Source organism: Rhodococcus sp. NPDC003382 (genome assembly GCF_053589135.1).
In genome coordinates, this window is sequence record NZ_JBSFRH010000029.1 from 22,392 (window position 1) to 47,271 (window position 24,880).

At 69.8% G+C, this 24,880-nt stretch carries 29 protein-coding genes and 1 pseudogene; 8 read left to right on the plus strand and 22 right to left on the minus strand.

The annotated features are described in order from the left end of the window. Positions 1-16 precede the first annotated feature (16 nt). The 4 genes and pseudogenes from ACWDUD_RS19480 to ACWDUD_RS19495 all read left to right on the plus strand — a co-directional run. Positions 17-352, plus strand: a pseudogene (locus tag ACWDUD_RS19480) (DUF3349 domain-containing protein); the annotation flags it as partial. Between the two features lie 209 nt (positions 353-561). After that, positions 562-861 carry a DUF3349 domain-containing protein gene (locus ACWDUD_RS19485; RefSeq protein ID WP_197250558.1) on the plus strand — a complete coding sequence of 100 codons (300 nt, stop codon included), beginning with the start codon at positions 562-564 and terminating at the stop codon, positions 859-861. Beyond that, positions 858-2,006 carry an o-succinylbenzoate--CoA ligase gene (menE, locus tag ACWDUD_RS19490; RefSeq protein WP_450110346.1) on the plus strand — a complete coding sequence of 383 codons (1,149 nt, stop codon included), beginning with the start codon at positions 858-860 and terminating at the stop codon, positions 2,004-2,006. Before ACWDUD_RS19485 ends, menE begins: the two co-directional genes overlap by 4 nt. Before the next feature lie 28 nt (positions 2,007-2,034). Next, positions 2,035-2,904, plus strand: coding sequence for a 1,4-dihydroxy-2-naphthoate polyprenyltransferase (locus ACWDUD_RS19495; RefSeq protein ID WP_450110347.1), 870 nt, complete (start codon positions 2,035-2,037; stop codon positions 2,902-2,904). Positions 2,905-2,946: 42 nt separating this feature from the next. Here the strand turns inward: ACWDUD_RS19495 and ACWDUD_RS19500 are convergent, their stop codons facing one another. The 4 genes from ACWDUD_RS19500 to ACWDUD_RS19515 form a co-directional block, all read right to left on the minus strand. Beyond that, the gene (locus tag ACWDUD_RS19500; protein WP_197250560.1) at positions 2,947-3,336 is read right to left on the minus strand and encodes a phage holin family protein; all 390 of its coding nucleotides are present in this window, start codon (positions 3,334-3,336) and stop codon (positions 2,947-2,949) included. Positions 3,337-3,389: 53 nt separating this feature from the next. Continuing rightward, a complete protein-coding gene (locus ACWDUD_RS19505) occupies positions 3,390-3,944 on the minus strand; it encodes a Clp protease N-terminal domain-containing protein (protein ID WP_450110348.1) in 555 nt (184 codons plus the stop codon). Positions 3,945-3,949: 5 nt separating this feature from the next. After that, positions 3,950-4,165, minus strand: a complete 216-nt coding sequence (locus ACWDUD_RS19510) for an HTH domain-containing protein (RefSeq protein ID WP_197250562.1) — start codon at positions 4,163-4,165, stop codon at positions 3,950-3,952. A 95-nt stretch (positions 4,166-4,260) separates the two neighbouring features. After that, positions 4,261-4,761, minus strand: a complete 501-nt coding sequence (locus tag ACWDUD_RS19515; RefSeq protein WP_248674857.1) for a MarR family transcriptional regulator — start codon at positions 4,759-4,761, stop codon at positions 4,261-4,263. An 87-nt stretch (positions 4,762-4,848) separates the two neighbouring features. Between ACWDUD_RS19515 and ACWDUD_RS19520 the strand changes: the two genes are divergently transcribed. Further along, on the plus strand, positions 4,849-6,321 hold the full coding sequence (locus tag ACWDUD_RS19520; RefSeq protein WP_450110349.1) for an MFS transporter: 1,473 nt from the start codon (positions 4,849-4,851) through the stop codon (positions 6,319-6,321). A gap of 93 nt (positions 6,322-6,414) precedes the next feature. On the opposite strand, the gene ACWDUD_RS19525 is transcribed toward ACWDUD_RS19520, so the two are convergent. From ACWDUD_RS19525 to ACWDUD_RS19540, 4 genes are all read right to left on the minus strand, one after another. After that, positions 6,415-6,915 (minus strand): NUDIX domain-containing protein, encoded by a 501-nt coding sequence (locus tag ACWDUD_RS19525; RefSeq protein ID WP_450110350.1) that lies wholly within the window; start codon positions 6,913-6,915, stop codon positions 6,415-6,417. Between the two features lie 59 nt (positions 6,916-6,974). Then, complete coding sequence (locus tag ACWDUD_RS19530) at positions 6,975-7,712, minus strand: lysophospholipid acyltransferase family protein (RefSeq protein ID WP_450110351.1); 738 nt, start codon at positions 7,710-7,712, stop codon at positions 6,975-6,977. Between the two features lie 91 nt (positions 7,713-7,803). Next, entirely contained in the window at positions 7,804-8,907 is a 1,104-nt protein-coding gene (locus ACWDUD_RS19535; RefSeq protein WP_450110352.1) for a PLP-dependent cysteine synthase family protein, read from the minus strand. Beyond that, positions 8,904-9,239, minus strand: coding sequence for a DUF4229 domain-containing protein (locus ACWDUD_RS19540; protein WP_197250567.1), 336 nt, complete (start codon positions 9,237-9,239; stop codon positions 8,904-8,906). The genes ACWDUD_RS19535 and ACWDUD_RS19540 overlap by 4 nt, the downstream gene beginning before the upstream one ends. A 204-nt stretch (positions 9,240-9,443) precedes the next feature. Here ACWDUD_RS19540 and ACWDUD_RS19545 point away from each other — a divergent pair, with 204 nt between their 5' ends. Both ACWDUD_RS19545 and ACWDUD_RS19550 read left to right on the plus strand, forming a co-directional pair. Then, positions 9,444-9,653, plus strand: coding sequence for a BldC family transcriptional regulator (locus ACWDUD_RS19545; protein WP_006935908.1), 210 nt, complete (start codon positions 9,444-9,446; stop codon positions 9,651-9,653). A gap of 192 nt (positions 9,654-9,845) precedes the next feature. Further along, positions 9,846-10,046 carry a hypothetical protein gene (locus ACWDUD_RS19550; protein WP_197250568.1) on the plus strand — a complete coding sequence of 67 codons (201 nt, stop codon included), beginning with the start codon at positions 9,846-9,848 and terminating at the stop codon, positions 10,044-10,046. Here ACWDUD_RS19550 and ACWDUD_RS19555 read toward each other — a convergent pair. The 7 genes from ACWDUD_RS19555 to hemL form a co-directional block, all read right to left on the minus strand. Continuing rightward, on the minus strand, positions 10,028-10,996 hold the full coding sequence (locus ACWDUD_RS19555; protein WP_450110353.1) for a MinD/ParA family ATP-binding protein: 969 nt from the start codon (positions 10,994-10,996) through the stop codon (positions 10,028-10,030). The two genes, ACWDUD_RS19550 and ACWDUD_RS19555, sit on opposite strands and share 19 nt — an antisense overlap. Positions 10,997-11,051: 55 nt before the next feature. Next, entirely contained in the window at positions 11,052-12,074 is a 1,023-nt protein-coding gene (gene ccsB / locus ACWDUD_RS19560; protein ID WP_197250570.1) for a c-type cytochrome biogenesis protein CcsB, read from the minus strand. Further along, positions 12,071-13,729, minus strand: coding sequence for a cytochrome c biogenesis protein ResB (gene resB, locus ACWDUD_RS19565; protein ID WP_450110354.1), 1,659 nt, complete (start codon positions 13,727-13,729; stop codon positions 12,071-12,073). The genes ccsB and resB overlap by 4 nt, the downstream gene beginning before the upstream one ends. Positions 13,730-13,832: 103 nt before the next feature. Then, entirely contained in the window at positions 13,833-14,612 is a 780-nt protein-coding gene (locus ACWDUD_RS19570) for a cytochrome c biogenesis CcdA family protein (protein ID WP_248674874.1), read from the minus strand. A 95-nt stretch (positions 14,613-14,707) separates the two neighbouring features. Next, positions 14,708-15,313 (minus strand): TlpA disulfide reductase family protein, encoded by a 606-nt coding sequence (locus tag ACWDUD_RS19575; RefSeq protein ID WP_197250572.1) that lies wholly within the window; start codon positions 15,311-15,313, stop codon positions 14,708-14,710. Further along, positions 15,310-15,960: a histidine phosphatase family protein gene (locus tag ACWDUD_RS19580; RefSeq protein ID WP_197250573.1), complete on the minus strand. Its 651-nt coding sequence runs from the start codon at positions 15,958-15,960 to the stop codon at positions 15,310-15,312. The genes ACWDUD_RS19575 and ACWDUD_RS19580 overlap by 4 nt, the downstream gene beginning before the upstream one ends. A gap of 57 nt (positions 15,961-16,017) precedes the next feature. Further along, positions 16,018-17,343, minus strand: coding sequence for a glutamate-1-semialdehyde 2,1-aminomutase (hemL, locus tag ACWDUD_RS19585; protein ID WP_197250574.1), 1,326 nt, complete (start codon positions 17,341-17,343; stop codon positions 16,018-16,020). Positions 17,344-17,524: 181 nt separating this feature from the next. Here hemL and ACWDUD_RS19590 point away from each other — a divergent pair, with 181 nt between their 5' ends. Beyond that, positions 17,525-19,459 carry an acyl-CoA dehydrogenase family protein gene (locus tag ACWDUD_RS19590; protein ID WP_450110355.1) on the plus strand — a complete coding sequence of 645 codons (1,935 nt, stop codon included), beginning with the start codon at positions 17,525-17,527 and terminating at the stop codon, positions 19,457-19,459. Positions 19,460-19,462: 3 nt separating this feature from the next. On the opposite strand, the gene ACWDUD_RS19595 is transcribed toward ACWDUD_RS19590, so the two are convergent. From ACWDUD_RS19595 to ACWDUD_RS19625, 7 genes are all read right to left on the minus strand, one after another. Then, positions 19,463-20,659 (minus strand): PQQ-dependent sugar dehydrogenase, encoded by a 1,197-nt coding sequence (locus ACWDUD_RS19595; protein ID WP_197250576.1) that lies wholly within the window; start codon positions 20,657-20,659, stop codon positions 19,463-19,465. Positions 20,660-20,680: 21 nt separating this feature from the next. Continuing rightward, a complete protein-coding gene (locus tag ACWDUD_RS19600; protein ID WP_197250577.1) occupies positions 20,681-20,884 on the minus strand; it encodes a heavy-metal-associated domain-containing protein in 204 nt (67 codons plus the stop codon). Positions 20,885-20,954: 70 nt separating this feature from the next. After that, complete coding sequence (locus tag ACWDUD_RS19605) at positions 20,955-21,431, minus strand: hypothetical protein (protein WP_197250578.1); 477 nt, start codon at positions 21,429-21,431, stop codon at positions 20,955-20,957. A gap of 47 nt (positions 21,432-21,478) precedes the next feature. Further along, entirely contained in the window at positions 21,479-21,613 is a 135-nt protein-coding gene (locus tag ACWDUD_RS19610; RefSeq protein ID WP_269437511.1) for a hypothetical protein, read from the minus strand. A gap of 103 nt (positions 21,614-21,716) precedes the next feature. Continuing rightward, positions 21,717-22,124, minus strand: coding sequence for a hypothetical protein (locus tag ACWDUD_RS19615; protein WP_450110356.1), 408 nt, complete (start codon positions 22,122-22,124; stop codon positions 21,717-21,719). Between the two features lie 134 nt (positions 22,125-22,258). Further along, entirely contained in the window at positions 22,259-23,236 is a 978-nt protein-coding gene (hemB, locus tag ACWDUD_RS19620) for a porphobilinogen synthase (RefSeq protein WP_450110357.1), read from the minus strand. A gap of 72 nt (positions 23,237-23,308) precedes the next feature. Continuing rightward, positions 23,309-24,874 carry a bifunctional uroporphyrinogen-III C-methyltransferase/uroporphyrinogen-III synthase gene (locus tag ACWDUD_RS19625; protein ID WP_197250581.1) on the minus strand — a complete coding sequence of 522 codons (1,566 nt, stop codon included), beginning with the start codon at positions 24,872-24,874 and terminating at the stop codon, positions 23,309-23,311. Positions 24,875-24,880: the final 6 nt, after the last annotated feature.

Here is a 24,880-nt window from a genome sequence, read left to right on the forward strand (position 1 = left end):
CCACGAAAGAAGCCCAGTGTCCAAGTATTCGCTTCGCTCGGTCCTCGACTGGCTGCGCGCCGGCTACCCGGAAGGCATTCCGGCAAAGGACCACTTCGCGCTGCTCGCGGTGCTTCGGAGACGGCTGACCGACGAAGAGATCGCCCAGGTCGTCGAACTGTCCATCGCTACCGCGCACGAACGTCCCGATCGTCACGTCGACTACGACACTCTCAAGAAGATCATCGCGGGGGTCCTGCACGAGGAGCCCACGGAGGAGGACGTCGAGCGGGTCACCGCACGTCTCGCCGAAGGCGGATGGCCGGTGTTGGCCGCCGAGGACGCCGCGTCCACCGAAGACACCGCGTCCACCGAAGACACCGCGTCCACCGAGGACACCGCCTCGGCCGACACCGCTGCCGCCGGTGAATCCGTCCCCAACGACGACCGGTTCTCCGACGACGGGGTCGCCAGGAACGGGATCTCCAGGAACGGGATCTCCGAGGACACGGCCCAGGACGACACGGCCCAGGACGACTCGTCCGCGAGGACTGCCGCCCGCGGACCGGCTAGAGGGGCGCCGTGATCTTGCCTCCGTTCCTCTCCTCGATCATCGAATGGCTCCGCGCCGGCTACCCCGAAGGGGTGCCGGAGCAGGACTACGTTCCGCTGCTGGCGCTGCTCACCCGCCGCCTGTCCGAGGACGAGGTCGACCAGGTCGCCGATGCGCTGATCGAGGCCGGCGACCTGCCGATAACCAAGACCGACATCGCGGTGCTCATCACGAAGGTGACCAACGAGATGCCGCTCGACCAGGACGTGGACCGGGTCCGGAAGCACCTGGAGGCCGGGGGCTGGCCCCTCACCGGCCGCGACCTGTGAGTGACGTTCTCGAAGTCCTGCGCGTCCCGCCGGGGCGGGACGTCGTCGCGATACTTCCCACGCTGCGCCGCATGCTCGACGGTGAGGGTCCCGCTCTGCTGCCCGTGCCCGCCGCGGACGAGCGCGAGACCCGCCGCCTGACCGACGCGCTCCGCCCCGGCGAGCCGATCGACGACGGCATCGGGCTGGTGATGGCGACGTCCGGCACCACCGGAACCCCGAAGGGCGCCCAGCTGACGGCGGCGGCCCTACGTGCCAGCGGGGACGCCACGCACGAGCGGATCGGTGGAACCGGATCGTGGCTCCTCGCGCTGCCCGCTCACCACATCGCAGGGATGCAGGTGCTGTTGCGCAGTCTGCTGTCGGGCACCGATCCGGTCGTAGTGGACGTCGCGAACGGATTCGATCCGGCAGCGCTTCCCGCGGCGGTCGCCGCGATGGACGGGCCGCGGCGGTATTCGTCGATGGTGCCGACCCAGCTGATCAAGACCCTCGAGCATCCGGAGGCCACGCGCGCCGCGGCCCGACTCGACGCGATCCTGCTCGGCGGTGCCGCGACCCCGGCGCCGGTGCTGCGCCGCGCCCGCGAGGCCGGCATCACGGTCGTGCGCACCTACGGGATGAGCGAGACGTGCGGCGGCTGCGTATACGACGGGGTGCCGCTGACCGGGGTGGACGTTCGGGTCGACGCCGAATCGCGGGTGTGGCTCGGCGGCGCGACCCTCGCGTCCGGGTACCGCGGCCTGCCCGACCATCCCGGGTTCGCCACTCCCGGCTGGTTCCGGACCGACGACGCCGGGATCCTCGACGACGGGGTGCTCCGCATCCTGGGCCGGCTCGACGAAGCCCTGTCGACGGGCGGGCTCACCGTCGTGCCGCAGGTCGTCGAAGCGGTCCTGATCGAGCATCCGTCGGTGCGGGAGGTCGCGGTGATCGGCCTGCCCGACGCCCGCCTCGGGCAGCGCGTGGCCGCCGTCGTGGTCGCGGCACCCGGCTGCTCCCCCGCTCTCGACGAGTTGCGCGACCACGTCGCCGCGACACTCGACCGCACCGCCGCTCCGCGCGAACTGCACGTCGTCGACGCCTTGCCGCTGCGGGGACCGGGCAAGGTCGATCGCCGCGCGCTCGTCGCCCGATTCTCCTGACCACCGGGCAGGGTGCGAAGATCGATCCATGGCAACCGCAGGTCAATGGCTCGAAGGCGCCCGCCCGCGCACCCTCCCCAATGCGATCGCTCCGGTCGTCGCCGGTACCGGCGCCGCCGCCGCCATCGACGGCGCGGTGTGGTGGAAGGCGCTGCTGGCGTTGTGCGTCGCGTTGCCCCTCGTCATCGGGGTGAACTTCGCGAACGACTATTCGGACGGTATCCGCGGCACCGACGACGATCGGGTCGGTCCGCTGCGCCTGGTGGGTTCGGGTCTGGCCTCACCGGCGAGCGTCAAGCGCGCAGCGTTCGTGTGCTTCGGGATCGGCGCGGTCGCGGGCCTCGTGCTGGCGGCGACGAGCGCGTGGTGGCTGATCCTCGTCGGCGCGGTGTGCATCGTCGGCGCCTGGTACTACACCGGTGGCCGCAACCCGTACGGCTATGCCGGCTTCGGTGAGATCGCGGTGTTCGTGTTCTTCGGTCTCGTCGCGGTGCTCGGCACGCAGTTCGTGCAGGCCGGCCGGGTGACCTGGGCGGGTCTGGCGTGCGCGGTCGCGGTCGGGTCGTTGTCGACGGCCGTGCTGGTGACGAACAACCTCCGGGACATCCCGACCGACACGGTCAGCGGCAAGCGCACGCTGGCGGTGCGGCTCGGCGATCCGCGCACCCGCACGCTGCACCTGATTCTGGTCGGGGTGCCGTTCGTCGCGTCCCTCGCGCTGGTCGCGGTGACACCGTGGGCCCTGGCGGGTCTGCTCGCCGTGCCGTTCGCCGTGCGCGCCCACGCCCCTGTCCGCGCCGGAGGTCTGGGCAAGAGCCTGATCCCGGCGTTGCAGGATTCGGGGCTCGCCATGCTGGTGTGGGCGGTGGCGACCGCGCCGGCCCTCGCGTTCGGCTGAGCATTCGGCTCGGCCTCCGGCGGGGGCGCGGCGCGGTGGCGGTCAGTCGCCGGGCACGAACGCGCCGAGCACGAGATTGACGATGGAGATGATCAGGGCGCCCCACACGGCCGCCCAGAATCCGCTCAGGGTCAGGCCGTAGTCGGTGAACGAGCTGATCCACGAGGTCAGCCACAGCATCAACGCGTTGATGACCAGGGTGAACAGTCCGAGGGTCAGAATCAGCAGTGGCAGCGACAGCAGCTTGACGAACGGCTTCACGAGGGCGTTGACGATCGTGAAGATCACGGCGAGCACCAGCAGAGCCAGAACGGTGCGGCCGGTGAGCCCGTCCTCGCCTTCCATCGCGCCGATCCGGACGCCGTCGATGAGCGTGGCGGCGAGCCACAGCCCGATGGCGTTGATGACCAATCGCAGGATCAGTGATGTCATACCGCCACTGTTACACACGTCGGCCGCTGTGGCGGGTGGGACCAGCGGGGCGATCAGGCAGCGCGGTCGAGACGCGCGGCAAGGAGTTGCCGCAGGTCCCCGCTCGTGATGTGCTTTTCGATCAGCCCGAGCGCGGTGGGGTCGTCGGAGCGCAGGATCCCGAGGAGCAGGTGTTCGGCGGTGATGGATCGCTCTCGCCGGGCAATGGCTTCGCGCAGGGCCAGTTCCAGCGACTTCTTGGCGCCGCGGGCGAATGGCATGTGGCCCCACCGGCCCGGGCGTCCTGCAGCGGGCGATCGGCGGTCGAGGATCCCTTCTCCGAAGGTGCTCTCGAGTCGTTCGCGGATGGCGTCGAGGTCGATGCCGATGCTTTCGAGGGCGTCGGCGTCGTCCGGTCCGAGCACGCCGTCTGCGGCTTCGAGGTCGGCGAAGACGGCGTCGCCGGTGAGTCCGACACCGGCCAGTTGCGCGCGCAGCGATCGGTCGGCGGTCGCGAGCACTCCGAGCAGGAGGTGCTCCGGGCGGATTTCGGTCGCGTCGAGCGCTCGGGCCTGGGCCTGGGCGTCGACGACAGCGGCACGGGCGCTGTCGGTGAATCGTTCGAACATCGCGGTCACCTGCGCTTCCGGTTGTACTTCTGGTGGACGGCCTGCCGGCTCACCTCGAGTTCGTCGGCGATGGCCTGCCAGGACCAGCCCTGGGTGCGGGCGTTCTCGACCTGGATCTCTTCGAGTCGTTCGAGCAGTCGCCGCAGCGCACGTACTGCCCGTAGCCCTTCGGCGGGATCGGGGCTGGCGGCGGATGCGGCGAGCGCCGTTGCTTCGCTCATGTTGTCAATCTAGGTTGACAACCCCACCGTGTCAACGAATGTTGACGATTCGTTGCCGATTCCGCCCACGCGAAACTCGGGCGAACGCCGCCCGATCACCCGGAGACCGCGTCGCCGGAACGGTCACCCTCGCACTGCACCTGCCGCTCGGCCGCCTCGGCGTAGGCCTCGGTGAAGACTTCGAGGTTCCGGACGAAGTCGTCGCGCGCGTCCGCTGGGAGCGCGTCCAGCGCGGCCGCGAAGATCGTCATCTTGCGTGCGAGTTCGGTTTCGAACATGCCCCGGCCCTCGGCGGTGGCTTTCAGGGTCTTGGCCCCGCCGCCGGCCTGGTCCAGGCGCTCGACCAGGCCGCGGGCCAGGGCGGCGTGGACCTGACGGTTCACCGTGGACTGTTCCAGCCCGAGAGCCTCGGCCACCTGGCGCATCGTCTGTGGCCCCTGCGTGGTGAGCAACCACAGCAGGCGGTTGTCGGCAGCGTTGAGCTGATTCAACGACTGCGCGGCGCGCTGTCCTCGTTCGAAACGTGAGGTCGCCACGACGAGTGCCCACTCGGGCATCGCGCGCACCGAATCGACCAGGCCTGTGATAGGAACCACCCCTATTCGAGTACTTCTTCACCCGCGGACATGTGTATTCTACACATCTAAATATGTAACTTACATATCTCGTTACGTCAGGAACTCATGGACACCACCGCCGCGAAGAGCGCGCCGGCACCGCTCATCTCGTCGAGCCGCGCCACCGCCGTCATCATCACCCTGTGCTTCGGTTCCCTGGCCGGAGCACTCATGCAGTCGCTGGTCATCCCGATCCAGTCCGAACTGCCCGAACTGCTGAACACCACGGTCGCCAACGCGTCGTGGGCGATCACCGCCACTTTGCTGGCCGCCGGCGTCTCGATGCCGGTCACCGGCCGCCTCGCCGACATGTACGGCAAGAAACGCGTCATGGTCGGCTCTGCTGCCGTGCTCGTCGTCGCCTCGCTGCTCTGCGCACTGGGTTCCGGCCTCGTGCCGTTCCTCGTCGGTCGCGCGCTGCAGGGTATCGCGATGGGTTACATCCCGGTGGCCATCTCGGCCGTCCGTGAGCTGGCCCCGAAGGAGAAGCAGGGCACCGCGGTCGCCACCGTCTCCGCCACCCTCGGTGTGGGCGGCGCCATCGGTCTGCCGCTGTCGGCCTGGATCGCCCAGACCTTCGACTGGCACGCGCTGTTCTACGTCTCCAGCGCCCTGGCGATCATCGTCCTCGTGGCCACCGCACTGGTCGTCCCGGCCACCCAGGACACCCACCCGGCCCGCCTCGACTACGTCGGCGTCCTGCTCCTGGCAGTCGGCCTCGTCTCACTGCTCGTCGGCGTCTCGAAGGGCTCGACCTGGGGCTGGGGCAGCAGCACCACCTGGGGCTGCATCATCGGCGGCGCGATCGTCCTGGTCCTCTTCGGTGTCTTCGAGCTGCGTCACCACGACCCGCTGGTCGACCTGCGCACCATGGGCCACCGTCCGGTCCTCTTCACCAATATCGCCGCCATCCTGATCGGCTTCGGCATGATGGCGTCCTCGATCGTCGTGCCGCAGCTCCTGCAGATGGACGAGCGCACCGGCTACGGCCTCGGACAGACGATCCTCCAGGCCGGCCTGTGGATGTTCCCCGGTGGCCTGATGATGATGATCTTCGCCCCGATCTCCGCGAGGCTGATGTCCGCCATCGGCGCCCGCCTCACCCTGGCCATCGGCGCCACGATCGTGGCCTGCGGCTATGTCTTCGGCGCCGTCATGATGGACGCGCCGTGGAAGCTGATGGTCAGCGTCGTCATCTCCTCCGCCGGCGTCGGCATCGGCTACGCCGCCTTCCCGACCCTCATCCTGGACAACGTCCCGATGGAGGAGGCCGGTTCGAGCGTGGGTGTCAACTCGCTGATGCGCTCGGTCGGCACCACCGTGGCCGGCGCCGTCATGGCAGCCGTGCTCACCAGCAAGACCATGGACCTGGGGGGCCACTCGATCCCGACCGAGTCCGCGTTCCACCTCTGCCTGTTCGTCGGTGCGGGTGCAGCCCTGGCCGGCGCCCTGGTCGCACTGCTCGTCCCGGCCCGCACCAAGCAGGCCCCGGCCGAGCCGCGCACCCCGGATCAGGAGGCCGTTCCGGCCCACGCCTGACCCGGGCGGGTCGGGCCGGTCCACACCTGCCACGGCACACGACGGGCGTCTCGCTCACCCCTCGAACAGGGGCAGCGGGGCGCCCGTCGCGTATCAGTCGGTCCGATACACCCGTCCGGCTTCGTCGAGATACTCCCGGAGCGCCCCCAAGATCGGCCGCTGTCCCTTCACCAGCGCGGATTCCGCCACGGGCAGTGTGACCCAGCGGGCGTCGTCGACCTCGGGAAACTCCTGGAGCCGTCCCGACCGCGGCGGCCATTCGAGTTCGAACGTGTTGCTGCGGACGAACGCGAAGCCCTCGGCGTCCTCGTCGGCCTCACCCACGTACACGGTGACGACCTTGCCGGAGGGCTGCCGGAACCTCCCCAGGAGCGAGGTCGACACCTCCGGGGCCGGGAATCCGCACTCCTCCTCGAATTCGCGCAGTGCCACGACGAGGGGATCCTCGTCCGCGGTGTACTCCCCCTTCGGGATCGACCATGCCGCCTCGTCCTTCCCCTTCCAGAACGGACCGCCGGGATGAACGAGCCACACGGTGAGCAGGTCCGACGGATCGATGCGGTACAGCAGCAGACCCGCGCTCGTCACCGCCATCGGCCGTCCCTCCCCGACTCCGTGTGGATACCGTGCGATGTGGATACCGTACGGCGGCGTCAATACCGTGCGACCGCGCCGTCGACCGCCCGCTGCAGTTCCTCCGCGACCCGGTGGGTGATCTCCCGCGGAGTGCCGGTGAGCCCGAGTACCGGCTGGGTGATGAAGACGCTCGCGGGTTTCCGGGGATCGTTGTCCGGTCCGTAGCAGATGCCGACGGTCACCAGCGCCGGTTTCGCGCCGAGCCCGTCGGCGCGGCGCACGATGTGGCCGATGCCGGTGCCCATTGCCTGCACCCGGGCCGGGTCGACGGTGTTGCACGTTCCCTCCGGGAAGATCGCCAGCGAATCACCCCTGCTCAGGCGCAGCGCAGCGACGTCCATCATGCGGCGGCCCGCCTCGGCGGCGGCTCGCACCCCGTAGTTCTTCGCACGGAACACCGGGATACCGCCCATCATGTCGACCTCGCGACGCTGTCGCGGCTCGCGGAACAGTTCGTCCTTCGCCAGGACCCGGGTGCGGCCGATCAGCGTGCGCAGCGGGGACCGCCATGCGGTGGCGGCAAGGGTGTACTGGTCGCTGTAGGTGAGGTGATTCGCGACGATCACCAGAGGCGTGCCGTCCGCGATCACCGCGCGCAGCGCATCGCGGGCCCCACCTCGATAGTTGACGCGGGGCCGGTAGCGGGCCGCGAGCATCGCGTAGGCGGCCAGGGCGAGCAGGCGGGGCTGCCGGTGGTCGCGGTAGAAGTCGTAGACGGCGTCGGCGTTCGCCAGGGTCACCTCGGGGCGATCCATGCGTCCACGGTACGCGGGTGCCTTCGGCCGGTGTGCCTATGTGGCGGTCCCAGCCGCCATTAAGGCACACGGGCGGCGGAGCCGCACAGTGTCAGGGAGCCCAGCCCCCGGTCTTCGCGAACAGCTCCAGGGTGTCGGCCGGGCCGGTCAGATCCAGACCTTCGGCCGCGACCCACTCGTCGGAGTAGTAGGTCTGCGCGTAGCGTTCCCCACCGTCGCACAGCAGGGTCACGACGCTGCCGCGGCGACCCTCGGCGAGCATCTCGGCGACGAGCCCGAACGCACCCCACAGGTTGGTGCCGGTCGACCCACCGACGCGCCGGCCGAGGACCTCGCTCGCGTGCCGTGCCGCGGCGATGGACGCGGCGTCGGGGACGCGGATCATCCGGTCGACGACCTGGCCGACGAACGACGGTTCGACGCGCGGCCGTCCGATGCCCTCGATGCGGGACGGCATCCCCGTCGTGTAGTCGGCCGATCCGGTGGCATAGCCGCCGAAGAAGGCGGAGTTCTCCGGGTCGACAACCGCGAGCCGGCTGCGATGACGCTGGTACCGCAGGTAGCGGCCGATCGTGGCGCTGGTGCCGCCGGTGCCCGCGCCGACGACGATCCACTCCGGCACCGGATGTTCCTCGAGCTGCAGCTGCGCGAAGATCGACTGGGCGATGTTGTTGTTGCCGCGCCAGTCGGTGGCGCGCTCGGCGTGGGTGAACTGGTCCATGTAGTGGCCGCCGAGCTCGGTGGCGAGGCGCTGGGCCTCGGAGTAGATCTCCGGGGGCCGGTCGATGTAGTGGCAGCGCCCGCCCTGCGCCTCGATCAGCGCGACCTTCGCGGCGCTGGTGCTGCGTGGGACCACCGCGACGAAGTCCAGTCCCAGCAGGTTCGCGAAGTACGCCTCACTGACCGCGGTCGATCCGGAGGACGCCTCGACGATCGGGGTGTCCTCCCGGATCCAGCCGTTGCACAGCCCGTAGAGGAACAGCGACCGCGCGAGCCGGTGTTTGAGGCTGCCGGTGATGTGGGTGGACTCGTCCTTGAGGTAGAGCTGGATGCCCCAGTCCGCGGGCAGGGGGTACCGGAGCAGATGCGTGTCCGCGCTGCGCTGCGCGTCGGCCTCGATGAGCCGGATCGCGTTGTCGACCCAGTCCCGCGGCGCGCTGTTGTCGACGACGACCGGCTCGCCGGGTTCGGTCACTTGCCGTCCCGGCCGCGCAGGCGGGCCTCGAGGTCGGCTCGTTCGGCGCGACGGCGGGCGTCGACGTCGGCGATGCCCGCGTTCACCCGCCGCCGCAGCGGCGCGAACAGCACGAGCGACAGCGGCATCGCGATGAGGACCGCGAACAGGGCCGCGATGAGGAGCGGGATTTCCACCCCGAAGGAGCGCGGAACGTAGAGGATCAGGACTGCGAGCACGAGAACCAGCAGCATCCGGGCGAGCGAGTACACGACCACGTCGCGGGCGAGTGCTCCCTTGCCGGTGGCGGTCGGTCGGTCCTGGTCGGGGCGGTTGGCGGCTGCGTCGTTCACGCATCCAGGGTAGCCGTCCGCGGCAGCCCCGAATTTTCGTGCCGCGTCCCCCTCCGGGACGGAAGACAAAACGTCCGTTTTGTCTATTACTTCCGCTTTACCAACCGTAGACCGTTCGAGCAACCAGGGGTTTCGGTGTCAACATGGCTGGGAACAACCGATCGAATCACCCGATCACGACGAAACACCCGGAGGACTACAGCAATGAGTGCACCCGCTTTCAACGGCGCCAAGGAATCTCTGCTGACGCCCGGTCAGGTCGCCGCCCTCTTCCACGTGGATCCCAAGACCGTGACCCGGTGGGCCCACGCCGGCCGGTTGGGCTCCCTGCGCACCCCGGGCGGACATCGCCGCTTCCGGGAATCGGAGGTCCTGGCGTTGCTCCGCTCGCTCACCACCGAGGCGACCCGCTGACAGCACCTCTTCTCGACACCACACCGAGAGTCGCATTCCGACCTTTCGGACGAACCCGGCACCTCGGGTCGCCGGGGGCGTCGGGGACGCCTGACCGTGTCCCCGCTGGTCGGGGCGCATAGACTGGTGGAAGAGTCGCCCACGGCCCGGTCCGGACCGACAAGGGGCGCGTCCACGGCAAGGAGGTGCATCGTGCTCTATCTGCTGGCATTCATCGGTGCGGTAACACTCGCGGTTCTGCTGTGGAAGGCGTTCGGTCCGGCAATGCACACGCAATCCGGACGCGCTCTCGGTCCGGACGACGATCCCGAATTCCTATGGAAGGTCGATCGCGAGGTACACCGGCGTCGCACCGAAGGGCCGGCCGCCCCCGATCAGGACCCCGGCGACTGATTCCCCGACCGCCGCGAAAAATCCGCGGTCACATCCGCCGCGAGCCCCAGCAGCGCGCGGCGGGTGGTTGCGTGCAGGCAATCGAGATCGATCTCGGCGCCCTCTTCGAGATGCGGGTCGAAGGGCAGCACGTGGACCGCGCGGCAGCGCTGCGCGAAGTGCCCGACGAGCCGATCGATGTCGACCTTGCCCGACCGCGGCCGCACTGCGTTGACCACCGCCACCGACTCCGCCACCAGCTGCCGATAGCCGTGCGCGTCGAGCCAGTCCAGCGTCGCGGAGGCACTGCGCGCGCCGTCGACCGAACCGGAACTCACGACGATCAGCGCGTCGGCGTTCTCGAGGATCGCGCGCATCGCCGAATGCATCAGCCCGGTTCCGCAGTCGGTGAGCACGATGCTGTAGAACCGCTCGAGCGTCGACAGGACCTGCTCGTAGTCCTGCGCGCTGAACGCCTCGGATACCGCCGGGTCGCTGTCGGAGGCGAGCACCTCGAGCCGGTGCCGGTTCTGGGAGGTGTAGGCGCGGACGTCGCCGTAGGTGCGCACGCGTGATTCGTCGCGCAGCAGGGTGCGCACGGTCGCCGGGGTTTCCGACGGCACCTTCTGACTGAGCGTGCCCCGGTCCGGGTTCGCGTCGACCGCGATCACCCGGTCCCCGCGCAGCGCCGCGAACGTCGATCCGAGCGTGACCGTCGTCGTGGTCTTGCCGACCCCGCCCTTGAGGCTGAGCAGTGCGATGCGGTAGCAGCCGTGCAGTGGCTGCCGGACCTGGTCGGTCAGTTCGCCGCGGTTGCGGTCGCGGCCGTTCTCCCCGACGTTGATGCGACCGCCCGTACCCCGGTAGAGCGCCCGCCGCCAGCCCCGCGCCGGGGGTGGCGCCACCCGCCGCACCAGCAGCGACGCATCGAGATCCTGCGCCGACGGCCCCCGCTTCGTTCCGTCCGGCATCGCCCGTTCCCCCTTGTTCTCGCCCCCACCAACGATCGCGGAGACGATAGCAGGATCAGGTCAGGCCGGCGTACGAGTGCAGACCGGACACCACCATGTTGATGATGAACAGGTTGAACAGCATGGCGACGAACCCGGCCACGTTGATCCAGGCCGCACGGGTGTTGCGCCACCCGGACGTCGCGCGGGCGTGGAGGTAGGCCGCGTAGACGACCCAGGTGATGAACGAGACGGTTTCCTTCGGATCCCAGCCCCAGAACCGACCCCACGCGGCCTCGGCCCAGATCGCACCGAGGATGATGCCGGCACCGAACAGCGGGAAGGCGATGATCGTCGTGCGGTAGGCCAGGCGGTCGAGGGTTTGCGCGTCCGGCAGGCGCTGGGCGACGCGGCCGAACACACCGCTCCCCTCGGCGTCCTTCGGGAATCGGATGCGCAGCAGGAACAGCAGGCTGGCAACACCGGAGACGAGGAAGATGCCGCTGCCGATACTGATGATCGTCACGTGGATCGGCAACCAGAACGAACGCAGAGCCGGCACGACGGGCGCGGCGTCCGCATAGAGGACGGTCGCGGCGAGGAACATCAGGATCAGCACCGGCACCAGCAGGTAGACCCACATGATGCGGTAGGCGGGCTTGCGGAGCGCCACCAGGCCGAACAGGACCGCGGCGGTGCAGGCCATCGCCACGAACTCGTACATGTTGCCGAGCGGGAAACGCTCGGTGGCGAATCCGCGCAGCACGATCGAGGCGACCATCAGCGCGGCGACGACGACCACGAGGGCGCGACCCATGTTGCCGAGCCGCTCCGACATCGTCCGGCTCTGCGGACCGTCGACGCGGCCCGGGCTCTGCGGACCGTCGACGCGGCCCGGGGTCGGCGGGCCGCCGACGCGGCCCGGGACCTGCGTTCCCCCGGAGGGGGCACCGGCGGTGACGAGTTCGCGCTCGGCGACCCGGTCGGCCCGGTGGGTCGCGTACTCGGCGACGAGCAGCACCAGCGCCAGCACCAGCACGGCGAATGCCGATTCGAAAGCCCAGTCGCTGTACCGCGCGAGCGTCTCGTGAGCAATCATCTGTTCTTCTCCTCTGCCGAACCGGCAGCGTCGTGACCGAGCAGGCGCGCAACCAGACGGTCGAACTCGTCACCCCAGCCGGCCTGATCCGTGCGGGCCAGACCACCGAGCTCTACTACGATTTGTCGTTCGCCGCCTGCCACTGTACCGGCCGGATACACCCGGACCCAGACGCGCCGCCGCTTGACCAGCAGCGACACGAGCAGTCCCGCCATCATCGCCAGCGCCGACACGAGCACCCACTGCTGCGCCGGGTCGTGCGAGACCTGCAGGTTCACGAAATCGGTGGCGCCGTCGAAGCGGACCTGGGTGCCGTCCGCGAGCGTAGCGCTCTCCCCCTGCTTCAGGTTCACCCGATCCTGCTTGACCAGGCGACCCTGGTTGATCAGCTCGCCGTTGAGCGAGAACAGCGACTGCGGGCTGCCGGTGTCGAGGCCGGCGTCGCCCTTGTAGATGTCGATCGCGACGGCCGGATCCAGCATCTTCGGGAATGCCGACGACAGCAGCGACCCGTGGAGTGCGGCCGTCGGCGCGAACAGGCCCTCGATCGCGATCTGGTTCCTGCGGCGTTCGTCGGCATCGGGGAACATGCCGCCCGGCGGGTCGAACCGCATCGCGCCGCTGCTCAGGAACGTCCTCGGATCGTCGGGGGCGAACTGCAGCGTCTCGGTGCGGGTCTCGCCGTTCGGCCAGGTCACCGTGAACGTCGGCGCGAATCCGTGACCCTGCAGGTACACGCGGTCGCTGCCGACGCGCAGCGGATGGTTCACCTTCAGCTCGGCCTGACGCCACGTGTTCGAGGTGATGTCGTCGCCGTACTGGTAGTCGATGTTCGAGGTGAACATCTCGGCCTGACCGTTGTCGAGGTAGTCCGCCTCGAAATCGTTCACGCGGATGCACATCGGGTTCAACCCGGTGCCGTCCAGGGTGACACCGGCACGGAACGAATCGAACGACGCCGGGGAGGTCGTGCAGAACTCCTCCCCGTGCGCGATGAGGATCCGCTGTCCCTCGTATCCGAAGAGCTTGCCCATGGCGACGGTGAAGAGCAGACCGACCAGGGAGATGTGGAAGACCAGGTTGCCGAACTCGCGCAGATAGCCCTTCTCGGCGGACAGGGTCAGCTCGCAGTCCTTCGCGCGCGGTCCCCCGGCACGTTCGGCGATGCGCCAGCCCTTCAGCTGCCCACGGACCCGGGCGAGAACCTCCTCGGGGCTCCCGCCGACGGTCGTCTCGGCGTGGTGCGGCAGCCGGCCCAGGTTCCGCGGCGCCGGCACCGGGCGGGTGCGCAACGCCCGGAAGTGCTCGACGCACCGCGGCAGGATGCACCCGACGAGCGAGACGAACAGCAGCACGTAGATCGCGGTGAACCAGAAACTGCCGAACACGTCGAACAGCTCGAGCTTGTCCATGAACGGTCCGAGGGTGGGCCGCGCGGCGATGTACTCGTCGACCTTGCCGGCGTTGAGGCTGCGCTGCGGCAGCAGGGCACCCGGGATGGCGGCGAGCGCGAGCAGGAACAGCAGCACCAGCGCCGTGCGCATCGACGTCAGCCCGCGCCATGTGTTGCGCACGAATGCGACGGCGCGCCCGGTCGGACCCTGCCGAGGCGGCACCGGCTGCGGCGTGGTGGTCGGGGTGTCGGTCGCGGTCACCGGCGCCCTCCTGCCGGGACGCCGGGGTTGCCCGCGGGGACCATCTGATCGGGCTGCATGTACTGCCTCTCGAAACGTTCGGAACTGGTGGCGACCTCTGCCGTCAGATCGGCAGCGTCACCTCGGAGATGAAGGCGTCCCGCACCCAGGACACGAACATGTCCCACGCGCCGGTGACCAGGGCGACCCCCACCGCGACGAGCATGATGCCGCCGAAGATCTGCACGGTGCGGGCGTGCGATCGCAGCCAGCCGACCCCCCGCAACGCGCGCGCCGACCCCAGGGCCAGCACCACGAACGGCAGACCCAGCCCGAGGCAGTAGAAGACGATCAGGGCGACACCCCGCGCGGCCGTCGTGCCTTCGGTGCCGGCCGCCAGCGAGATCACCCCGGCCAGCGTCGGCCCGAGGCAGGGGGTCCAGCCGAGCGCGAAGACGCCGCCGAGCAGCGGCGCACCCGCCAGGCTCGACAGCCGACGCGGTTCGGGCCGCGTGTCGCGCTGCAACGCCGGGATCAGGCCCACGAACACCAGGCCCATGACGATGGTGACGACCCCGCCGACCCGCATCAGGACGTCACGGTTGACCGAGAGCAACGAGATCGCGCCGAAGACGGACGCGGTGGCCAGGACGAACACCACGGTGAACCCGGCGACGAACAGCGCTGCGGCGCCGGCGACCCGCAACCGGCCGTCGCTGCGCAGCGTCGTCGTGCGGGCCTGGGCCTGCGCCTCGGTGACCGCCGGTGCTTCTGCACCGACGACCCCGGCCAGGTACGACAGGTAGCCGGGAACGAGCGGCACCACGCACGGCGACGCGAACGAGACGAGCCCGGCGAGCAGGCACGCACCGGCGGCGAGCAGCAGCGGCCCGCTCGCGGCCATCGACTGGAAGGTGTCACCCACCCCGGACGCCAGCACCGTGTCGGCGCCGGTCGCGGTGAACGCTGCGGTACTCGTCGTCACTGCCGTACTCGTCATCACTGCTGTCCGGCCGGTTCGGCGGCGATCCGCTCGACCACCGGCTGCAGGTCCTCGGCGAGCAGTTCGGTGAGGAACACCGCGGCGACGCGATGGTCGCGGTCGAGCACCACGGTCGTCGGCACCACCGAGGTCGGATAGTTGCGGCCCAGCGCGAGCAGCGACCGCATCGCCGGGTCGTAGATCGACGGATAGGCCACCTTGTTGTCGACGACGAAGTCCTGCGCCTTGTCACGCTGGTTGTCGCGGACATTGATGCCGAGGAACTGCACGCCCAGGTCCTTGGTCGACTCGTACACCTGCTCGAGGTCCCCGACCTCGCTGCGGCAGGGAGCACACCACTGACCCCACACGTTCAGCACGACGACCTGGCCCTCGTAGTCGGCGAGCGAGAGCGTCTGCCCCTCGTTCATCAGGTCCTCACCGGACAGGTCACCGAGGGTGCCTCGTTCGGCCGGCGGATCGTAGAAGATGCGGGTCTGACCGCCCGGGGAAACGAAATCGAACGTGCCGCCGGTGGCGACGGCGTCGTCACCGGTCGCGCACGACGTCAGAGCCGCGACGCTGCACAGCAGCGCCGCGACGACCACGAAGATCCTTCTCATGCGCCGTGCACATTCGGGTCGGAGGCCCCGGCCGGCTCCGAGTACACGATGTCGACGAGGGTGTCCCCGTCGTACACCAGAGACGTCAGAGACGCGAGACTGCACTGCCGGTTCCGCGGGTCGTGCCACAGCCGCTCCCCTTCGAGGAATCGGCGCAGCGTCCACACCGGAAGCTGGTGGCTCACGCACACCGCCTCGCGGCCGACCGCGGCGACGCGCGCGGCGTTGACGGCGGCGAGCATGCGATGCGCGATCTGCAGGTAGGGCTCGCCCCACGAGGGGGTGAACGGGTCGCGCAGCTTCCACCAGTGCCGGGGACGGCTCAGCGCGCCGTCGCCCACCGCGACCTTCAGGCCCTCGAACTGGTTGCCCGCCTCGATGAGGTTCTCGTCCGTGAGGACCGGCAGTCCGTGCTTCTCGGCGATCGGCGCGGCGGTCTGCTGCGCGCGCTCCAGCGGGGACGCGACGACGTGCGCGATGTCGTGGTCGGCGAGCACCGCCGCCACCGACCGTGCCTGCGACTCACCGGTGACGGACAACCGGTAGCCCGGCAGCCGGCCGTAGAGGATGCCGGTGGGGTTGTGCACCTCGCCGTGCCGCAGCACGTGCACGATGGTGCGCTTCTCGGACGGGACGGTTTCGGTCACGTGGGTATTCCTCGCGTCGGGCGTCAGCGGATCGGGATGGAGGCGGGTCGGGTCAGGTCAGGGGGCGGTCGCCGCCGCGGCGGCCTTCGCGGCGTGCGGCAGGGCGTCGGCGATCCGCGAGAAGGCGTCGTCGTCGAGGGCGGACGAGACGAACCAGGTCTCGAAGGCGCTCGGCGGGGCGTACACGCCGTGCTCGAGCAGGGCGTGGAAGAACGCCGGGAAGCGCCAGGTCTGCGCGGCCTTCGCCTCGTCGTAGTTCGTCACCGGCGCGTCGGTGAAGAAGACGCTGAGGAGGGTGCCGGCGTTCTGCACGCGGTGCGGCACGCCTTCGGCGGTGAGGGCCTCGTCGAGCAGCCGGCCCAGGGTCGCGGCGTTGCGGTCGAGGGCCGCGTACACGTCGGCGTCGGCGGCGCGCAGGCTCGCGAGACCCGCGGCGACCGCGACCGGGTTACCGGAGAGGGTGCCGGCCTGGTAGACCGGGCCGGCGGGGGCGAGACGGGCCATGACGTCGGCGCGGCCACCGAATGCGGCGGCGGGCAGGCCACCGCTCATCACCTTGCCGAAGGTCATCAGGTCGCCGGCCACCCCGTCGATGCCGTGCCAGCCGGTGGCGCTCGCGCGGAACCCGGTCATCACCTCGTCCATGATCAGCAGCGCGCCGTGCTCGCGGGTGATCTCCCGCAGTCCCTCGTTGAACCCGGGCAGCGGCGGGACGGTACCCATGTTGCCGGCGGCCGCCTCGGTGATGACGGCGGCGATCTGCCCCGGGTTGGCGGCGAACGTGGCACGGACGGCCTCGAGGTCGTTGTACGGCAGCACGAGGGTGTCCTCGGCCTGCGCGCCCGTCACGCCCGGGGAGGTGGGCAGGCCGAAGGTCGCGAGACCGGAGCCGGCGTCGGCGAGCAGCGCGTCGACGTGACCGTGATAACACCCGGAAAATTTGACGATCTTGCTGCGGCCGGTGAATCCGCGCGCCAGACGCACCGCACTCATCGTCGCTTCGGTCCCGGAATTGACGAGCCGGACCTGTTCGACGGGCGCGATGCGCGCCACGATTTCCTCGGCGAGTTCGACCTCACCGGCGGTCGGCGCACCGAACGACAGACCGGACGTCGCGGCGGTGCGGACCGCCTCCACGACCGCGGGATGCGCGTGGCCGAGAATCATCGGCCCCCACGAACACACCAGGTCCACATAGGAATTGCCGTCGACGTCGGTGAGGGTGCTGCCCGAGGCCGAGGCGATGAACCGGGGGGTTCCGCCGACCGAACCGAACGCTCGAACCGGCGAGTTGACGCCTCCGGGCGTCACCTTCGACGCCCGGTCGAACAGGGCGGCGGAAGCAGTGTCGTGGGTGCGGGAGGCATCGGGGGTCGCAGTCACGACCTCCAGTGTCCCAGTTTCGGCGGATTTGCCAAAAGGCACCCGGGCGTGCGTGACCTCCGTCTCGGTCCGGCGGGAACACCGGTTGTCCGGCGGGAACGCCGATTCACGGCACCCGGTTCACGGCGTGCCGCACGCGGAACCGCAGCACCAGCAGGGGCACCGCCCTAGGGTCGGATTCATGGCGACCACAGCTGATCATCTCCGTGACACTCTCGACGGCGCGTGGCGGCAGGCCCGCTCCCGGGCCCGCACCGACCTGGCACGGGAGGAATTCGCTCCCCATCACATCCCCGATCTGGACCGGGCCCGCGCGACCGTCCTCGACCAGATGCGGCTGCTCGCCGAGGCCGGCTACGCGTCGGCCGGTTTCTCGGAGGCGAGCGGCGGCACCGGCGACCCCGGCAGCGCGGTCGCGTCGATCGAGATGCTCGCGATGTCGGACCTGTCGCTGATGGTCAAGTCGGGCGTGCAGTGGGGCCTGTTCGGCGGTGCCATCGAGAACCTGGGCACGCAGCGGCACCACGAGCGCTACATCCGCCCGCTCATCGACCTCGAGTTGCTCGGGTGCTTCGCGATGACCGAGACCGGCCACGGCAGCGATGTGCAGGCGCTCGAGACGACCGCGACATACGACCCGGCCACGCAGGAGTTCGTCATCGACTCCCCCACCCCGTCCGCGCGCAAGGACTACATCGGCGGGGCGGCACAGCACGCGACGGTCGCGGCGGTGTTCGCGCAACTGATCACCGGCGGCGTGACGGAGGGTGTGCACTGCTTCGTCGTGCCGATCCGCGACGAGCACGGCAACGACCTGCCCGGCGTGACGACCTCCGACTGCGGATACAAGGGCGGGCTGCCCGGCGTCGACAACGGCCGCATCAGCTTCGACGGGGTGCGGGTGCCGCGGGAGAACCTGCTCAACCGGTACGCGGACGTGGACCCGGACGGCACCTACCACTCGCCCATCGAGAACCCGAACCGCCGGTTCTTCACCATGGTCGGCACCCTCGTGCGCGGCCGCGTCACGGTCGGCGGGTCCGCCGGGGCCGCGGCGCGCGTCGCGCTCACGATCGCCACGCAGTACGCGCTGCAGCGCCGCCAGTTCTCCGCGCCGAACGACGAGCAGGAGGTGCTGCTGCTCGACTACCTCGTCCACCAGCGCCGGCTGTTGCCGCTCATCGCCCGCTCGTACGCGCTCGGGTTCGCGCAGAACGAGCTGATCTCGACGATGCACCGCATCCAGACCACCCCCGTCGAGGACGTCGACCCGCAGGAGCAGCGCGAGCTCGAGGGCCGCGCGGCGGGCCTGAAGGTCGCGAACACCGAGCACGCGACCCGCGCGATCCAGGAGTGCCGGGAGGCGTGCGGCGGCGCCGGCTACATGGCCGAGAACCGGCTGACGTCGCTGCGGGCGGACACGGACGTGTTCACCACCTTCGAGGGCGACAACCACGTCCTGACCCAGCTCGTCGCGAAGGAACTGCTCACCGCGTACGCCGACGAGGTGCGTGGCATGAGCCCGGTCGAGTGGATGCGGTTCGCGGCGACCACCGTCTCCGACATCGTCAAGAAGCGCACCGCGGCGCAGCAGATCATCCAGACGCTCGTCGACACCCGGCAGGACAACGAGGAGGACGGCAGCCTGTTCAACCGGGGCACGCAGCTCACGATGTTCGAGGACCGCGAGCAGTACCTGCTCTCGACGGCGGCGCGGCGGCTGCAGGCGGCGTCGAAGCGGGTGGAGAGCCAGTTCGACGCGTTCAACTTCGTGCAGGACCACGTGTTGCACGCGGCCCGCGCACACATCGACCGGGTCGTGCTCGAGGCGTTCGTCGCCGGGATCGAGTCGTGCGAGGACGAGACGGCCCGGGAACTGCTGTCGGACGTGTGCGATCTGTACGCGCTGAGCGTCATCGAGGACGACAAGGCGTGGTTCATGGAGCATCGGCACCTGTCCGTGGAGCGGGCGAAGGCGGTGCTGCGCGGCATCAACGAGCGGTGCCGGACGTTGCGCCCGCACGCGGCGACGCTCGTCGAGGGACTCGGCGTGCCCGAATTCCTGCTGGGGTCGGCGATGCTCGACGGGCCGGGAACCGACGCGGGCCGGGTCTGAACCTCAGTTCGGAATCACCCGGAGGATGCGGTCGTCGTCTCCGTTGTCCGTGGTCACCAGCAGGGAACCGTCGGGCAGCGGGGTCAGCGACCGCAGCCGCCCGTAGGTGTCTTCGAGCAGGGTCGCGGAATCGACGACGCTGCGCCCGTCCTCGGACAGCTTCAACAGGATCAGCCGGGCCGCCTGCTGACTGCTGACCACGAGGGCTCCCGACCACGGCCCCCACGCATCGCCGGTGACGAATGCGAGGCCCGGTGTCGCGATCGTCGGGGACCCGGAACTCCACACCGCACCGATCGCGCCGGGCACCCGGTCGGGGTCGGTCATGGGCACCGACTCGTCGTAGCGGCCGGGTTCCCGGTCGGGCCGGTAGCCGTAGTTGCCGCCGGGTTCGAGCAGGTTGACCTCGTCGTCGCGGCGAGTGCCCTGTTCGACGGCGTAGATGCGCCCGGTGCCGGGCTGCAGTGCCAGTCCCTGCACGTTCCGGTGGCCGAGGGTGTAGATCGGGCTGCCGGGATCCGGGTTGCCGGCGGCGGGTGTTCCGTCGGGGTTCAGGTGCAGCACCTTGCCGCCGAGGCTCGCCCGGTCCTGCGGGACGGTGGGGCGGGCGCTGTCGCCGGTGCCCACGTAGAGGGTGCCGTCCGGGTGGACGAGGATCCGGCAGCCGGCGTGGCGGCCGCCCGCGGCGACCGGCATGCCGGAGACCACGGTGCGGACCCGGGTGGCGGTGGTCCAGTCGGGGTCGACCGTCCAGGCGAGCACGCGCACGTCGTCCGGGTCGCGGTGACCCTGGCACGAGTAGAAGGTCCGGTCGGTGGCGAAGTCGTCGGACAGGGCCAGCCCCATCAGGCCGGTCTCCCCGACCGCGTAGAGGTCGGACAGGTCAGCCTGCAGCGCGGTGACCTGCCCGTCCGGGCGGCGGACGACGAAACGCCCGCCGCGCTCGCCGGTGAGGAGCGTGCCGTCGGGAGCCCGGACGACGTCCCACGGATGGTCCAGCCCGTCGATCAGTATCTCGACGGTGACCGACGGCGGGGCGCTCACGGCGGGGACCGTCACGGAGGTTTCCTCCACCGTATCCCCGGGCGGCTTAGCCACCGGTGTCCTGGGCGGCTCCGCGTTCGTGCACGAGGCCGCCGCACACACGAGTGTGGCGGCGGCCAGGAGGGACCCGGCGGTCCTGCGCAGTCTGCTGCTCATGATGCCGGCCGGGTCACGGGATCAGGCGACGAGCGCGTATCCGGCTTCGTCGACGGCATCCGCGACGGCCTTCGGATCCAACTCGATGTCGCTGACAACCACGACGGTGCCGGTCTCGAGATTCACGTCCACCTCGGAGACACCGGGGATCGCGGAGATCTCCTCGCGCACGGCGGAGACGCAGTGTCCGCAGGTCATGCCCTCGACACGGTAGGTGTTCTGCATTGTGGCTCCTTCGAGTCTCGACATCACCACCGACGATACCCCCAGGGGGTACCTGCCGTCATCAGGTCCGTCAGCGCGCACGCCCGCTCACGAGGCCGTCGAGGCACCTGCGCAGCTCCGCATCGTCCTTCGCCCACGCCCTCACGAACGTGCCACCGCGCAACCGCAATCCGACGGCGGTGCGCTTGCGCGGTACGCCGGACAGCTCCCCGAGGGTGCGCGCATTCTCCCAGCGGGCCGGGTCCCGCGACGCGGGATCTGCGGGTGGCAGGACCGCCTCGATGTCGGCGACGGGCAGCTCCTCGGTCCCCTGCCGCAGCACCGTCTCGGTCAGTTCGACACTCACGTGCCGACGGCCTGCGACGACCATGATGTACGCGAAAACGGCCAGTACCACCGCCATCACCGGCAGCGCGAACCAGTGCACGACCGGCCCGGTCGCCACTTCGATCAGCAGACCGACGAGGCAGAACAGCGGACCCGACGCGACCGCCCGCCAGCGGGCGCCGGGTTCGTGGAACAGCGGCGCGGGCGCACTGCCGTTCAACGTGAGACGCCGTTCAACGTGAGCCGTCCGTCGGGTGCAGCAGTCCGTCAGGCCGAGAAGGTGCCGGGAACGACCAGGAGCACGAGCGTCACGAGACCCAGGACTGCGATGAGGCCGATCAGGAGCGCCTCACGTCGACGGCTGTAGGGTCGCGGTTCCACGTACGGGTGTTCCACCTGCATGAGTCCTCACGCTCGTCGGGTACGGCCACAGACCGTTGGTCGAGCCCACCGTACTCCCTACGCGCGCAAGGTCAAATAGCCGGATGAAACCCTCTCCGTAAGCTCAATTATTAGGAATCCGAAGGAAGTACAGATTTGCGTCGCGCCGATGCATGAGTACGATCGCGCCCACCGTCAGCACCGACTGGAGGATGCCGACGATGCCGAGCACCCAGCCTTCGACGCCCGTACCGGCGCCCACGCCGAACAGCGTCGGCACCGTCGACAGGGTCATGAAGACCCCGACCAGCGTCAACAGCATGCGCGCCCAGTTCTTTCCGCGGCGCATCTGTCGCACGACGAGATAGAGCAAGCCGAGAATCACGAAGCTGCCGACCGCCGCCACGCCCAGACCGAACGGAATCAGCGCGAGGAAATCGTCGCGCGTCAACGTCTCCGACCCGGACATCTCCGGCATCTGATCCATCAATCGATCGACGAACGCCTGACGATCACGCCACATCACGGCCATGCTTGTGACCGCCGACACAATTCCGAGAATCAGGACGCCACACCACAATTGGCACGCCGTTCCGACGTCGACGGGCATCGGACGCGGTTCGCCGACCGGCCGCTGCGGCGGTGTGGGCATCGGCATGGGCCCGGTCACGACAACCAGCCTGCAGCCTCGGCGGCCCAGTAGGTCAGGACGATGTCGGCGCCGGCGCGACGGATGCTCGTCAGCGACTCGAGGACGGCGGCGTCACGGTCGATCCAGCCGTTCTGCGCGGCGGCCGTGATCATCGAGTACTCTCCCGAAATCTGGTACGCCGCAACGGGAACGTCGGAACGATCCGCGACCTCGCGCAGGATGTCGAGATAGGACATCGCCGGCTTGACCATCACCAGGTCCGCACCCTCGGCGAGATCGAGGTCGACCTCCCGGAGCGCCTCGCGCCGGTTCGCCGGATCCTGCTGGTAGGTACGGCGATCGCCCTCGAGCGACGATCCGACGGCCTCGCGGAACGGGCCGTAGAACGCCGACGCATACTTGGCCGCGTACGCCAGCTGCCCGACGTCCTGGAAGCCGGCCGCATCGAGAGCCGCGCGGATCGTCGCGACCTGCCCGTCCATCATTCCGCTCGGACCGAGCAGATGTGCACCCGACTCTGCTTGCGCCACAGCCATTTCCGCGTAGCGCTCGAGTGTCGCATCGTTGTCGACCCGCCCGGACTCGGTGAGCACACCGCAGTGCCCGTGATCGGTGAACTCGTCGAGACAGGTGTCGGCCATGAGCACAGTCGCGTCACCGAGTTCGTCGCGCAGGTCCCGCAGCCCCCGGTTGAGCACCCCGTCGGGATCGGTGGCGCCGGATCCGCGCGCGTCCTTGTCCTCCGGGCGGGGCACACCGAACAGCATCAGACCGCCGACGCCGGCCTCGACCGCCGCCGTCGCCGCGGCCCGCAGCGAGTCGAACGTGTGCTGGAAGACGCCGGGCATCGACGAGATCTCGCGGGGTGCGCCGATCCCGTCGGCGACGAACATCGGCAGCACCAGATGTCGTGGCTCGAGCGAGGTTTCGGCGACGAGTCGCCGCATCGCCGGGGTAGTACGCAGCCTGCGGGGACGAAATTCCGGATACACGGTTCACACCTTCCGATACGAGTCGTGCGCGGTTCCGGTAGCGGTGGCTACCGAAACCGCGCACGAGTGGAGTCAGCGCCGGGCTCGGGACTTCTTGCGCGGCGGCGGCAGAGCGCCCTCGGCGCGCAGCCGGGCAGCGTGCTCGGCGAGCGCCTCGACCAGCGGACCGACCTGCGCGGTCTCGGGCTGCACGTCGACCCGCAGACCGAACTCGATCGCGGTCTCCGCGGTCTTGGGACCGATGCAGGCGACGATCGTGCGCGCGTGCGGCTTACCGGCGATACCGACGAGATTCCGGACCGTCGACGACGAGGTGAAGCACACCGCGTCGAAACCACCGGTCTTGATCATCTCGCGGGTCTCGGCCGGCGGCGGCGCGGCCCGGACGGTGCGGTACGCGGTGACGTCGTCGATCTCCCAGCCGCGTTCGCGCAATCCCTCGGCGAGCGTCTCGGTCGCGATGTCGGCGCGAGGCAGCAGGATCCGGTTGACCGGGTCGAACACGTCGTCGTAGGGCGCGAACTCGGCGAGCAGGCCCTCGCTGGACTGCTCCCCCGTCGGCACCAGCTCCGGGGTGATACCGAACGACCGCACCTTGTCCGCGGTGGCCTGACCGACGCAGGCGATCTTCACGCCGGAGAACGCACGTGCGTCCAGACCGAACGCTTCGAACTTCTCCCACACCGCGCGCACCGCGTTGGTGGAGGTGAACACCACCCACTGGTAGCGACCGTCCACCAGGCCCTTGACGGCCCGCTCCATCTGGGCGGGGCTGCGCGGCGGCTCGACCGCGATGGTCGGCACCTCGATGGGAATCGCACCGTGGGTGACGAGACGATCGCTCATCTCACCGGCCTGATCCTTGGTGCGCGGCACCAGCACCGTCCAGCCGTACAGGGCGCGCGATTCCCACCACGACAGCTTGTTGCGGTGCGAGACGACCTTGCCGACCGTGACGATCAGCGGGCCCACCAGCTCGGATCCGGCGTCGTTGAGGGTCGCGAGGGTCGCTTCGACGGTGCGCTGCTGACGGGTCGTGCCCCGCACCGTGATCGCGGCCGGGGTCTGCGGCGCGAGACCGTGCTCGACGAGGGCACTCGCCGTCTCGGCCAGGTGACCGGAGGTCGCGTGCAGCACGAGCGGGCCGGGTGCGGCGGCAAGCGCAGCCCAGTTCACCTCGCCGCGGACGTCGACCTCGGTGTGGCACGAACCCAGCGCCATGCCGGCGTAGCTGGGGACGGCGGAGCCGGACGGCAGGCCCGGCAGGACCTCGAACACCACCTGGGTGCGGGAGACGGCGTTGACCTCGGCGATCACCGAATCGGTCGTCATCGGATCCCCGGCGACCAGACGCACCACGTCGTGGCCGTTCCTGGCCTCGGCGACCAGCGTCTTCGCGACCTCGGCGGGCTCGCCCAGCGCGGGACGGACCTCGGCGATCGGTTCCCCGGTCTCCGGGTCGCGGCCGGCGTCGCGGCCGACGAGCGCGACGACGGCCTTGTCCACGTCGGGGTCGGTGAAGGCCATGGTGGCGCTCGTCAGCACGTCGCGTGCGCGCACGGTGAGCAGCGCCGGGTCGCCCGGCCCCGATCCCACGAACAGGATCCGTCCGGGAGTGTGCTTGCGGACTCGGCTCATCGGTGA